General features: G+C 71.9%; 10 protein-coding genes. 6 read left to right on the forward strand and 4 right to left on the reverse strand.

What is annotated here, in order from left to right; all coding sequences use genetic code 11:
- Positions 1-111: 111 nt before the first annotated feature.
- Entirely contained in the window at positions 112-1,338 is a 1,227-nt protein-coding gene (locus AC3EUV_RS17555) for a cytochrome P450 (protein WP_432144055.1), read from the reverse strand.
- Between the two features lie 341 nt (positions 1,339-1,679).
- Here AC3EUV_RS17555 and AC3EUV_RS17560 point away from each other — a divergent pair, with 341 nt between their 5' ends.
- Positions 1,680-2,558, forward strand: a complete 879-nt coding sequence (locus AC3EUV_RS17560; RefSeq protein ID WP_432144054.1) for a dienelactone hydrolase family protein — start codon at positions 1,680-1,682, stop codon at positions 2,556-2,558.
- A gap of 277 nt (positions 2,559-2,835) precedes the next feature.
- Positions 2,836-4,020, forward strand: coding sequence for a CaiB/BaiF CoA transferase family protein (locus AC3EUV_RS17565; protein ID WP_432144053.1), 1,185 nt, complete (start codon positions 2,836-2,838; stop codon positions 4,018-4,020).
- A 142-nt stretch (positions 4,021-4,162) separates the two neighbouring features.
- Here AC3EUV_RS17565 and AC3EUV_RS17570 read toward each other — a convergent pair whose 3' ends face one another.
- Together AC3EUV_RS17570 and AC3EUV_RS17575 are read right to left on the reverse strand one after the other, a co-directional pair.
- Positions 4,163-5,410 carry a DegT/DnrJ/EryC1/StrS family aminotransferase gene (locus AC3EUV_RS17570; protein ID WP_435603290.1) on the reverse strand — a complete coding sequence of 416 codons (1,248 nt, stop codon included), beginning with the start codon at positions 5,408-5,410 and terminating at the stop codon, positions 4,163-4,165.
- 231 nt (positions 5,411-5,641) lie between these two features.
- Positions 5,642-6,673: a LacI family DNA-binding transcriptional regulator gene (locus AC3EUV_RS17575; protein WP_432144051.1), complete on the reverse strand. Its 1,032-nt coding sequence runs from the start codon at positions 6,671-6,673 to the stop codon at positions 5,642-5,644.
- A gap of 150 nt (positions 6,674-6,823) precedes the next feature.
- Between AC3EUV_RS17575 and AC3EUV_RS17580 the strand changes: the two genes are divergently transcribed.
- The 4 genes from AC3EUV_RS17580 to AC3EUV_RS17595 are packed head-to-tail and all read left to right on the forward strand — an operon-like array spanning position 6,824 to position 11,707.
- The gene (locus tag AC3EUV_RS17580; protein ID WP_435603291.1) at positions 6,824-8,149 is read left to right on the forward strand and encodes an extracellular solute-binding protein; all 1,326 of its coding nucleotides are present in this window, start codon (positions 6,824-6,826) and stop codon (positions 8,147-8,149) included.
- Positions 8,146-9,150 carry a carbohydrate ABC transporter permease gene (locus tag AC3EUV_RS17585; protein ID WP_432144049.1) on the forward strand — a complete coding sequence of 335 codons (1,005 nt, stop codon included), beginning with the start codon at positions 8,146-8,148 and terminating at the stop codon, positions 9,148-9,150. The genes AC3EUV_RS17580 and AC3EUV_RS17585 overlap by 4 nt, the downstream gene beginning before the upstream one ends.
- A complete protein-coding gene (locus tag AC3EUV_RS17590; RefSeq protein WP_432144048.1) occupies positions 9,147-9,995 on the forward strand; it encodes a carbohydrate ABC transporter permease in 849 nt (282 codons plus the stop codon). Before AC3EUV_RS17585 ends, AC3EUV_RS17590 begins: the two co-directional genes overlap by 4 nt.
- Before the next feature lie 23 nt (positions 9,996-10,018).
- Complete coding sequence (locus AC3EUV_RS17595) at positions 10,019-11,707, forward strand: glycoside hydrolase family 13 protein (RefSeq protein WP_435603292.1); 1,689 nt, start codon at positions 10,019-10,021, stop codon at positions 11,705-11,707.
- Positions 11,708-11,766: 59 nt separating this feature from the next.
- Here the strand turns inward: AC3EUV_RS17595 and AC3EUV_RS17600 are convergent, their stop codons facing one another.
- Positions 11,767-12,618: a sirohydrochlorin chelatase gene (locus AC3EUV_RS17600; RefSeq protein ID WP_435603293.1), complete on the reverse strand. Its 852-nt coding sequence runs from the start codon at positions 12,616-12,618 to the stop codon at positions 11,767-11,769.
- Between the last annotated feature and the right edge of the window lies 1 nt (position 12,619).

A 12,619-nucleotide genomic window follows, 5' to 3' on the forward strand; every position in this document is an offset into this window, starting at 1 on the left:
CACCTCCGGTCGTCGGGCCACGGGGACGGGCCGAGTCTAAGACCTGGCCTGTGGAGCTGTGGGGGTGTTCCCCTCTTCTGTTCCTGTATGTGACGTGCTCGGTCGATGCCTCTACCGGGGCGTTTCCGTCCAGGTGACCGGCAGTTCGTGGACGCCGTAGATGTTCATGTCGGTCCTGAGTTTCACCTCGTCGGCGGGGATGGCGAGCCGGAGGGTCGGGAAGCGGCGCAGCAGTCCGTCGAAACCGGCACGCATCTCTATGCGGGCCAGTTGCTGGCCCAGGCACTGGTGGATGCCGTGGCCGAAGGAGAGGTGGCCGCGGGCCCGGCGGTGGATGTCCAGGGTGTCGGGGTGGTCGAAGCGCTGGGGATCGTGGTTGGCGGCCAGCAGCGAGACGATGACGGTCGATCCCTTGCCGATGGTTTCCCCGCCGAGTTCGATGTCCTCCGTGGCGTAGCGATAGAAGATGTCGGCAACGGACAGGTAGCGCATGAGTTCCTCGACGGCGTCGGGGAGCAGGTCCGGGGCGGCGCGGAGTGCGGCCAGCTGCTCGGGGTGCTCCAGGAGCGCGAAGGTGCCCAGGGCCAGCATGTTGGCGGTGGTCTCGTGGCCCGCGAGCAGCAGCAGGAAGGCGATACCGGTCAGTTCCTCGATGCTGAGGTCGTCATGGCGGGCCAGGTCGGACAGGATGTCTTCGCCGGGTGCGGCGCGTTTGCGCGTGACCAGTTCGGCGAGGTACCCGGTCATCGCGCCGTACGCGGCCATCTTCTCGTCGAGTTCCTGCTCCTTGACCAGGAACTTGGCGGAGTTGACCTGGAAGTTCTCCCGGTCCTCGTAAGGGACCCCGAGCAGTTCGCAGATGACCAGCGAGGGCACCGGCAGCGCGAACTCCTTGACCAGGTCGACCGGCGGGGTAAGGCGCGCCATCTCGTCCAGTTGCCGCTCGGCGATCTCGACGATGTGCTCTTCGAGCTGTTTCATGCGTCTGACGGTGAAGGCGCCGGTCAGCTTGCGCCGCAGCCGGGTGTGGTCCGGCGGGTCCATGGCGACGAACAGGCCCGGCACCTGCGGGGACGGCTCGGTGGCGGCGGGCATGCCGGGGGTCTCGTACGGCAGGTGGATGACGCCGAGGTCCTGGCGGGAGCTGAACCGGGTGTCGGCCAGGAGTTGGCGGGCCGCCTCGTAGCCGGTGACGAGCCAGCCCTCGTGACCGTCGGGGAAGACCAGGGGACTGACCGGGCGCGCCTCGCGCAGCCGGGTGATCTGGCGGGGCGGGGCGAAGGGCCCCGCGTCGCGCTCCATGGGGAGGCCGTGCGGGATGGCAACCGTTTCACTCATGGGATGTCCTTTCGCGGGCGGCCGTTGCGGCCACGTCGTCATGCGCCAAGGCTCCAACCCTGACGCACGGTCAAGGTCAACCTTTTCGCCGCAGCGGACCGGTGGTGGTGTGCGTCGCGTCCCGTGCCGAGGGCGCGCCCGCCGGTCGTGCCGGTGGGCGCCGACGATCACTCCGCCCTGCCCGCGGGCCGGTTGACCGCAGGCGCCGGACCGAAAGGGCGCTACGCACGGCGTGCGCGGGTAGTCTCGCGCTGGTGCGGCGCCGGGCGTGGGCGAGGTGCCCCGGCCGGGAGCGGCATCGAACAGCCTCCGAGCAGCGACTGACCGAAGCGGTGGTATCCATGGCAGATCATGACCTGACCGGTTTCGAGCGCGGCAGCTTCACCCACGACGGCACCACCCACCGGATTCTGCGGCGCGGCACGGGCCCCGCCGTGATTGTGCTGGCGGAGATACCGGGGATCACACCCAAGGTTCTGGAGTTCGCGGAACGGGTGGCCGCGATCGGCTGTACCGCCGTGCTCCCGGTGCTCTTCGGCAGACCCGGCCGCGATGCCGATCCCGCCCACATCGGCCGGCTGAAGGCCGGACTTCATATGGCCTCGTCCATAGGCAAGGTGTGCGTCAGCCGGGAGTTCACTGTGCTGGCCACCGGGAAATCCTCCCGCGTGGTGACCTGGCTGCGGGCCCTGGCCGCGCACGAGCACGAGCATTGCGGCGGCCCCGGCGTCGGGGCCGTCGGTATGTGTCTCACCGGTGGCTTCGCACTGGCCATGGCCGCCGACGAGCGCCTGCTCGCCCCCGTCCTGTCCCAGCCGTCGCTGCCGCTCGCCGTCACCAAGAGCCGGGCCGGCGGTATCGATATCTCCGCCGAGGATCTCGCCACCGTCCGGGGGCGCTGTGAGCGCGAGGGCCTGCGGGTCGTCGGGCTCCGGTTCTGCGGGGACCGGCTGGTGCCGGGCGACCGGTTCGCCTTTCTGCGCCGCGAACTCGGCGAGGCGTTCACCGCCGTCGAACTGGACGACTCCGCCGCGAATCCCCGCGCCGTGCCGTCCCCGCACTCCGTACTGACCGAGCACCTCATCGACGAACCGGGCCAGCCGACCCGCGCGGCGCTGGACGAGGTGCTCGACCTCTTCCGTACGCGGCTGCTGGGGCAGCGGCACGGCCCGGCCGTGGAGACGCCGGCCGTGGAGGGGGAGAGGGAGGGGGAGTTCTGAGCGCCCTCGGCGGGCCGTCGCTCCGCTGAGGGGCGCCGCGACAGATCCCGCCGGTACGGGACCGCCCGTACGGGGCCTCAGACGGGTCCGGCCTCCGGGAGTGAAGAGCTCTGCGGGTCGGCGAGGAAGGCCGCGACCAGCGGGGCAGCGCGGCGCCGGGATGCCGTAGGTCTTCATGATGACACCGGCCCGGTGGCGCTCACCGGGTGCCGGACCGCATCCTTCCCGGAGCAGCCGCCGGGCCGCCGCGCTCCCTTCAGTCCCTGGAGGTCACCGTATGACCGAGCTTCCGCTCTCCGGTATCACCGTCGTCAGCGTCGAGCAGGCCGTGGCGGCTCCCTTCGCCACCCGCCAGCTGGCGGACCTCGGTGCCCGGGTGATCAAGGTGGAACGGCCCGGGGAAGGAGATTTCGCCCGCCGGTACGACACCACGGTGCAGGGGGAGTCCAGCTATTTCGTGTGGCTCAACAGGTCGAAGGAGTCGCTGACCCTGGACCTGAAGTCGGCGCGTGGACGGGAGATCCTGGAGCAACTGCTCGCCGGTGCCGATGTGTTCGTGCAGAACCTGGCCCCGGGTGCGGCCGGCCGGCTCGGTCTGGACGCGGCCGCTCTCGTGGCGCGGCACCCCACACTGATCCCCTGCACCGTCTCCGGCTACGGCACCACCGGGCCGTGGGCCGACCGCAAGGCGTACGACCTGCTCATCCAGTGCCAGACCGGTCTGGTGTCGCTCACCGGGACCGCCGGGGAGTCCGCCCGCGCGGGGGTGTCGGTCGCCGATATAGCCGCCGGGATGTACGCCTACTCGGGCATCCTGACCAGCCTGTACACCCGGGCGGTCAGCGGGGTCGCGCGGGCCGTGGAGGTCTCGCTCTTCGAGGCGCTGGCCGAATGGATGCATCAGCCCGCCTACTACACCCGGTTCGGCGGCACCCAGCCGCCGCGCCTCGGCACTCAGCACGCGACCATCGCGCCGTACGGGGCCTATCCCGCGGCCGACGGCCAGGAGGTGCTGTTCTCCATCCAGAACGAGCGTGAGTGGGCCGCGCTGTGCGAGCAGTTCCTGGAGCGGCCGGACCTGGTGGACGATCCGCGCTTCGCCACCGGCCCGGACCGGGTCACGCACCGGGACGCGCTGAACGCGATCGTGGCGGAGCGGTTCCGGCGGTCGGACAGCCATGAGGTGACGAAGCTGCTGGATGCCGCGGGCATCGCCAACGCCGGAGTCAACAGCGTCGCGCAGTTCCTCGACCACCCGGTGCTCCGGGAGCGGGACCGCTGGCGCGAGGTGCCGATTCCCGGCGGGACCGTGCCGGCGCTGCTGCCGCCGGTGGACCTGGCCGGCGCCGACCCGCGGATGGACGCGGTTCCCGCCGTCGGCGCACACACCGAGGCGATCCTGGCCGAGCTGGGACACGACGCCGACGGGATCGCCCGCCTCCGCGCCGACCAGGTCATCTGACGCAGCCCGCTACGCGGGTCTTCGGCTACGAGCTGCCGCCCCTGGTCACCGCACCGGGCGCCGCCGCCCACACCAGGGGCGGCGGCCTCGCGCGTCCCCGGCGGGGCGGGACCCGCCCCGCTCTACCGGGACCAGCCCCTCTCTACCGGGGCCCGCAGACCGTCGCCGGCAGCGCCGCCGGGGCCGGCACCCCGCCGTTCAGTTCCGCCAGTGCGCCGTCCAACGCCTCGATGAGGTAGTCCTGTTGATGCAGCGTCAGGGTCGGATGGCAGGGCAGATTGAGATGCTGCTCGAACCAGCTGCGTTCGGCGACCGGGCACTCCCCGCGCAGATGCCCGCGCTGGCGCCATTGCGGCAGCAGATGCTGCGGGAAGTAGCGCAGCTGGATCTCCACGCCCCTGCGGTCCAGGGCCAGGACGAGCCGGTCGCGCAGCTCCTGGTGGTCGGCCAGGCAGGTGTAGAGGTGGTAGGCGTGGGCGCTGTGCGCGGGCGCCGACTGCGGGGTGAGGAACGGGTAGCGGCCGAGCACCTCGTCCAGCCGCCCGGCGAGCGCACGCCGCCGTGCCACGGCCGTCTCGACCCCCGCGAGCTGGGCCTGCCCGAGCGCCGCGACCACCTCCGGCATCGTCGCGTCACTGCCGGGCCGCCGTAAGCAGCCGCGCTGGAGGGGCATGGCGTACGAGGTCCCCGGCAGCCCGGCCGCCGCGGGCTGCGGGTACGCGGTCCGGGTGTCCCCGTCGGGGGCGCGCAGCCGGTGCAGACGCTCCGCCCAGTCGTCCCGGTCGCAGGTGATCAGACCGCCCTCGCCCAGCGCGGTGCTGGACTTGGCGTTCCGGAGGCTGAAGGTGGCGAGGTCCGCCAGGGACCCGGGGCTCCGGCCGCGGTATCGGGCACCCAGCGCATGCACACAGTCCTCCAGCACCAGGAAGCCGTGCCGCCGGGCCAGGGCCATCACGGTGTCCATCTCGGCGGGGCAGCCGCCATAGTGCACCAGCAGCAGGGCCCGGGTGTGCGGGGTGATCAGCGCCTCCAGCGCGGCCGGGTCGAGATTGAGGGTGGTGGGGTCGATATCGCAGAACCGGACCTGTACGTCGTGGTCGAGCAGCGGCTGGACGGTGGCGCGGTGTGTCTGCGGGGTGGCGATCACCTCGTCGCCGGGGGCCAGATCGAGCATCCGGATCGCCATCTGGAGGGCGACCGCTCCGCTGTTCACCGAGATCGCGTGCCGGCTGCCGACCGAGGCGGCGAAGGAGCGCTCGAACCGTTCGCGCCGGGCGCCGGCCGGCAGCGGTGTGCTCTCGTGGACGAGTTCGGCCAGCACGGCGGCCTCGGTGTCGGTCGACAGGCTGCCCCGCTTCCCCCAGGGCACGAGGTAACTCTTGTCCAGCATCAGTTCCCCCCGGATCGTCTCTGGTGCACCGAAGAGGTGCAGTCCTATGACAGTCGAGGGGCGGACTCCGGTGAAGAGTCAGCGGCGGTCAGCAAGGTCAGTTAGGTCAGCTTCCCGAGCCGAAGCCCGGTGCGGCCGCGTCCTGATGGGGCGCTGGGAGCGGCGCGACCGGCCACGACGCGGCGGCCGCACCCGACGGACGGCATCTGCGCGGCACCGTCCGCGCAGCGTTCAGCTCCCCGCGGGCGGCGGCGCCGTGCTGCCGCGCGGGACGAGTTCGGTCGGCAGCACGATATGGCGCTGGTGCGCGCCGTCGGAGTCCTCGATCACCGACCGGGCCAGGTGTACGGCGGTGCGCCCGATCTCGGCGGCGGGCTGCGCCAGCGTCGTCAGGCCCAGGACCCCGGCCATGACATGGTCGTCGAACCCCATGACCGAAACCCGGCCGGGGACCGGGACGTTGGCCTCCCGCAGCGCCGCCAGCAGCCGGAACGCGAAGTCGTCGGTCTCGGCGAACAGCGCGGTCGGCGGGTCCTGGAGGCTCAGCAGCCGGCCCACCGCCGCGCCCATCCCGCTGCCCTTCCAGCCCGGCACGCTCATGATGAGCGCGTCGTCCCGCTCCAGCCCCGCGTCGGCGAGGGCCCGCAGATGCCCGGCGAGCCGGTTCTTGCTGCTCCAGGCGAAGCCGGTCTGGTCGGACGTCTGGAGGAAGGCGATCCGCCGGTGCCCGAGGTTGATCAGATGGCGGGTGCCCCGCAGCGCGGCGTCCGCGTCGTCCACATAGACACTGGGGCGCCCCTCGGCGTGCTGGCTGACGAAGACGAGCGGCATGCCCAGGTCGTCCAGGCGGGCCCGCTCGGCGGGGGTGAGCGCGAAGCTCACCACGAGCAGGGCGTCGGCATTGCGGCGGGCGGGCAACCGGTCGAAGAAATCGGCGCGTTCGCGGACATCGGCCACGCTGTAGACCAGCAGGTCGAGACCCGCCTCGCGCAGCGCGGGCGCCATTCCGGACAGCGTCGCGCTCAGGAACCACGACTCCAGATGCGGGAGGAGCACGGCGACCCGTCCGGTGCGGCCGGTCACGAGACTGGAGGCGCTGCGGGTGATCGCGAAGGACAGCTCGCGGGCCGCCGCCTCCACCCGGGCACGGGTCGTGTCCGAGACCGTCGACAGTCCGCGCAGCGTGCGCGAAACGGTGGATACCGAAACCCCCGCCCGATGGGCCACATCGGCCATCGTGGCCTCGCTCTGAGCTGAGGACATGCCGGGGACGCTAGCACAAAAAGACGATGACAGCGTTGCCAGAAGATCCCCAAGAGAAATCTGTTGTTCACGAGCCGTTGACCTGGCGACAAGGCCACTTCTAGCCTGCAAGCGCTGTCATCGATGGCAGCCAAGACGTGAGGAGCACTCATGGCCTTGAGCCGCAGAACCCTGCTCGCGGGCGGTCTCGCCGCCGGAGCCGGGCTCACCAGCGGTTGCGCGGGCAAGCCCTTGGACACCCTGCTGACCCAGGCTGCCCACGCCCCGCGTACCCCGGCCACCCTCGTCTGGTGGGTGTCCGAAATCCCCTCCCGGAACGGCCCGGTGGTGGCCGACCTGATCATCCGGGCCTTCGAACGCCGCCATCCGCACCTCCGTGTCCGGAAATCGAACGCCCTCAGCACCACCGACGGCAATCGCGCCGCGGTCACCACCCAGCTCGCGGGCGCCTCACCCACCCCCGACGTCTACCTCGGCGACACCACCTGGCCGGCCCAGTTCGGCGCCAACTCCCTTGCGCTGCCCGTGCAGACGCTGCTGCCCAAGGACTTCTGGAAGGACTATCCGGCCGCCCTGCGCCGGGTCAGCGAGTACCGCGGATCCGTGTACGCGCTGCCCTTCTTCACCGACAACTCCTTCCTCTTCTACCGGAAGGACCTGCTGGCCAAGCACGGTCTGCCGGTGCCCCGCAGCTGGGAGGAGCTGCTGCGCACGGCGCGCAGGATCCAGCGGGCCGGGGACGCCCCCTACGGCTTCCTCTGGCAGGGCTCCGTGTCGGAGTCGCTGACCTGCAATGTCACCGAGTTCCTGGCCGACGCCCAGGCCCCCGTACTGGACGACGCGGGCCGGGTGGCGCTGAACGGGCCGGGCGCGGAGCGGGCCTTCGCGCTGATGCGGGAGTTCACCGAGACCGGGGTCACGCCCCGTACGGTCACCACCTACGCGGAAGCGGACTCCCAGGACGCCTTCACCGGCGGCCGCGGCGTCTTTCTGCGCAACTGGTCCTACGCCTGGGGTAACGCGGCCGACCGGTCGGTCTCCAAGGTGGCCGGCCGGGTCGGCGTCGTACCCCGCCCCGGCTTCGACGGCGACGGTCCGCGCGGGGTGAGCTGCGCCGGCGGCTGGAGCAATTTCGTCAATCCCAACTCCCAACACCTCGGGGCCGCGGTCGCCTTCGCCCGCTTCTGCGCCGGAGAAGAGGCGCAGATGATCCTGCTGAAACACGCCGGGGTGATTCCGGCACTCGAAGGCGTACTGACCCGGCCGGAGGCCCGCCGGGTCGGCGATCCCACGCTCACCCGGGCCAAGGAGCTGCGGCTGGTCGCCCGGCCGGTGCAGACCCCCTACTACCCCCAGGTCAGCAAGGCGCTCTACACCCAGGCCAACGCCGTGATCGGCGGCCGGGCCACCCCCGCCCGGGCCGTGCGCGCGGCCCGCGCCGACATCCGGACCGCGCTGGAAGGCAGGGCGCTGTGAATGCCGTTACCTCCTCCGCGACCTCCTCCGGCACCATCCCGCGGCGTACGGCCCCGCAGCCGGCCGGCCGCGCGGGCGGGCCCGTACCGCGCGGCGGCGGCCCGGCCCGGGTGAGCCGGCGCCGACGGGCGCGCACCGGCTGGTTCTTCGCCTCGCCGGCGCTGCTCACCATCGCCGCCGTGACCGTTTTCCCGGTGCTCTTCTCGGTGCTGCTCAGCTTCGCCGATGTCCGCCTGGAGTACGGCGGGTTCAGCATCCGGTCCCTTACGGGCGACCATTACGCCGCCTTGCTGAGCAGCCCGGAATGGCGCCACGCGCTCCTCTTCACCTTCGGCTTCACCGCCGTGACCGTCCTGCTGGAGCTGGTGCTCGGCACCGCGGCGGCGCTCGTACTGGAACGGCTGGGGGCCGCCCGCGGCTGGGTGCTGGCGGTCCTGCTGCTGCCCTGGGCCCTGATCAATGTCGTCGCCGCCCAGTTGTGGGGATATCTCTTCAACGGCACCTACGGCGGGCTGACCTGGCTCTTCGAGCAGATCCTCGGCCATCAGCCGGACATCCTCGGGCAGCCCGCCTCCGCCATGGGCGCCATGGTGGTGGTCGACGTATGGAAGACCACGCCCTTTGTCGCGATTGTCGTTCTCGCCGGACTGATGCTGATTCCCGGTGATGTCTACGAGGCGGCGGAGATCGACGGCGCCGGCGCCTGGACGACGTTCTGGAAGGTGACCCTGCCGCAGCTGCGGCCGATCATGGCCATCGCCGTCCTCTTCCGCATCCTCCAGGCCTTCGGCATCTTCGACCTGCCGTTCGTCCTGACCCAGGGCGGACCGGGCACCGCCACCGAATCCCTGGCGATCCTCGGCTACAAAACGCTCTTCCAGAACCTCGACATCGGCCGGGGCGCGGCGGTGGCCACCACCTCCGCGGTCATCGTGATCGGCTGCTGTCTGCTCTTCCTGCGGGTCTTCCGGACGCAGGCCGACGAAGGAGGGCGGGCATGAGCCGCCGTACACCGGCATCCGGTATCCGCCGGTACCTCAACGCCGTCAACCTCGGCGGTCTGGCGATCGTCGTGCTGTCGACCCTGCCGCTCTACTGGATGATCACGTCGTCCTTCAAGGGACCGGGCGAGATCAGCGCCGCCCCGCCCAGCCTGGTGCCGGAATCGGCGACGCTCGGCAACTACGCGGAGGCGTTCGTCCGCAACGGCATCGGCCGCTATCTGCTCAACAGCGTGCTGGTGGCCTCCGTTTCGACGGCCGCCGTGCTGGGGCTGTCCTTCTTCGCGGGGTACGCCCTGGCCCGCACCCCGCTGCGCGGCCGCGGCGCCATCATGACGGCGCTGCTGATGCTGTCCGTCTTCCCGCCGATCGCGCTGGTCGTCCCGCTGTTCCTGCTGGAGCGGCAACTGGGGCTGCTCAACAGCTACGCCGGTCTGATCGTGCCCTATGTCGCGCTCAATCTGCCGTTCGCCATCTGGATCATGCGCAACTACCTGGTCGGGATCCCCCGTGAGCTGGAGGAGGCGGCCACCGTCGACGGCGCGGGGCCGCTGCGCACCGTGCTGACCGTGATCGCGCCGCTGGCCCGGCCGGGGCTGTTCACCGCGGGCATCTTCACCTTCACCGCGACCTGGGCGGAGTTCCTGCTGGCGCTGACCTTCAACAGCGAGGACGGCCACCGCACGGTTCCGGTCGGCATCGCCCTGTTCACCAGCCAGTACACGGTCCCCTACGGGACGCTGTTCGCGGGGGCCGTGGCGGCCACCGTGCCCATCGGCGTCCTGGTCATGATCTTCCGCCGCTCGATCGTCTCGGGCATGACCTCAGGGGCGGTGAAGGGATGACCCCCGGCCCCCCAGGTGCCCCCATGCGTCCGCTACCGCCCGAAAGGCCCCACGTGACCCCTCAGCACCTCGACTCCGCCCGCGACACCACCGACTGGTGGCGGCAGGCCGTCGTCTATCAGGTGTACCCGCGCAGCTTCGCCGACTCCGACGGCGACGGCATCGGTGACCTCCCCGGCATCACCTCCCGGCTGCCCTACCTCGCCGGCCTGGGCGTGGACGCCGTCTGGCTGAGCCCCTTCTACCCCTCGGAGCTGGCTGACGGCGGCTATGACGTCGCCGACTACCGCGATGTCGACCCGCGGCTGGGCACCCTCGACGACTTCGACGCCATGGTGGCCGAGGCCCACCGCCTGGGCCTCAAGGTGATGGTGGACATCGTGCCCAACCACTCCTCCCACCGGCACGAGTGGTTCCAGGAGGCGCTGCGCGCCGAGCCCGGATCCGCCGCGCGGGAGCGCTATGTCTTCCGCGAGGGCAAGGGCGAGCACGGTGAACTGCCGCCCACCGACTGGATCTCCTGCTTCGGCGGCCCCGCCTGGACCCGGCTGCCGGACGGCTGGTGGTACCTCCACCTCTTCGCCCCCGAGCAGCCCGACTTCAACTGGGACAACCCCGAGGTCCGCGCGGACTTCCGTACCACCCTGCGCTTCTGGTCCGACCGCGGTGTCGACGGCTTCCGGGTCGATGTGGCCCACGGTCTGGCGAAGGACCTGGCCGCACCGCTCCGCGACATCGGCACCGTCGAGGGCTACACACCCGGCGACCTGCCGGAGGACGGCAGTCATCCCTTCTGGGACCGGGACGAGGTCCATGACATCTTCCGGGACTGGCGCAAGGTCTTCAACGAGTACGACCCGCCCCGGGTCGCCGTCGCCGAGGCCTGGGTGCGCAACTCCCGCCGTACCGCCTACGCCACCCCGCAGGAGCTCGGCCAGGCCTTCAACTTCGACTTCCTCAAGGCCCCGCTGGACGCCGCGGAGCTGCGTGCCTCCATCGACACCGCGCTCGCCGACGCACGGGCGGCCGGGGCGACCGCGACCTGGGTGCTCTCCAACCACGATGTGATCCGGCACGCCTCCCGGTACGGCCTCCCGGACGGCCGCGACGAAGAGGCCTGGCTGCTCTCCGACGGACAGGAACCCGTGCTGGACCGGGAGTTCGGCCTGCGCCGGGCTCTGGCCGCGACCCTGCTGATGCTGGCGCTGCCCGGCTCGGCCTACGTCTACCAGGGCGAGGAACTGGGCCTGCCCGAAGTCGCCGAGCTCTCCCGCGACACCCTCCAGGACCCGGTGTGGACCCGGAGCGGTGGTGCGCTGAAGGGGCGGGACGGCTGCCGGGTGCCGCTGCCGTGGCGGCGCGCGGGCAGCTCGTACGGATTCGGCAGCGGCGGCTCCTGGCTGCCGCAGCCCACGGGCTGGGGCGCGCTGTCCGTCGAGGCGCAGGAGGGCGTGGCGTCCGCACCTCTGGAGCTCTACCGCACGGCGCTGGCCACCCGCCGCCGGCTGGTGGGCGACGAGGCACTGGAATGGGCCGGCGGGGCGGACCCGGGCACCCTGCACTTCCGCCGCTCGGGCGGCTGGGAGTGTGTGGCCAACCTGTCGGACGAGTCCCGGCCGCTGCCGGCCGGCGAGCTGCTGCTGAGCTCCGCGCCGGTCACCGGCGACCGGCTGCCGCCGTGGACGACGGTCTGGCTGCGCAGCACGGGCTGAATCGCGTGCCAGGCGTCGCGAGGCAGGCGGGACGTTGAAGTCCGGCCCTGGGGGACCTGTCAGGCGCTCAGCGCCGTCAGGTCCCCTCGGGCGTGCGCCAGGAGCGCCTCGTCGTAGCGCCGTACCAACAGCCGGGCCAGCTCGGGTGCCGGGCCGAGGACGGGGGCGAGGAGGTCGGCGCGGGCCTCCCGGGCGCCGGCCGCGATCCGGTCCGGGAGGAAGCCGGGCGCGATGACGTACGGGGCGACGGCCACCCGCCGTACGCCCTCGGCCCGCAGCGCCCGTACGGCGTCCGCGGTGCGGGGCAGAGATGCGGAGGCGAACGCAGGTCGCACGGCACACCAGCCAGCGGTGTGCCACCACTCCCGCGCGATTTCAGCGAGCACTGCGCCCGCCTCCGGGTCGGAGGAGCCCGCCGAGGCCAGCACGACCCCGGTCGAGCGACGGTCACCGGGCCGCAGCCCGGCCTCCGCCAGCCGGCGTTCCAGCGCGGCGGTCAGCAGGGACGACGGGCCCAGCACGTCGGCCTGACGGATGTTCAGCAGGGGCAGCCGCGCGGCCGCCTCCCGCAGTACCGCCGGGATATCGGACTTGGCGTGGAAGGCCCGGGTCAGCAGGAGCGGCAGCGCCACCACGTCCCGCGTGCCCTCCCGTCGCCCGCCACCACCCCGGAACGAAGGCTCCCCCAGACTCCGTCCGGGGGGACCCCCACCGCGCCGCCCCTCTGCTTCTGCCGACAGGCGCTCCAGCACCCGCGGCACCCGGGGGGCGTTGAAGTCGAGATAGCCGACCTCGACGCGCAGCCCCGGCCGCAGCGCCCGGACCCGCGCGCAGAGCGCGGAGATGGTCGCCGCGTGCCGCGGGTCGCGGCTGCCGTGGGCGATGACGAGAAGCGTGGGGCGGGCGTCCATG

Source organism: Streptomyces sp. bgisy130 (assembly GCF_057708345.1).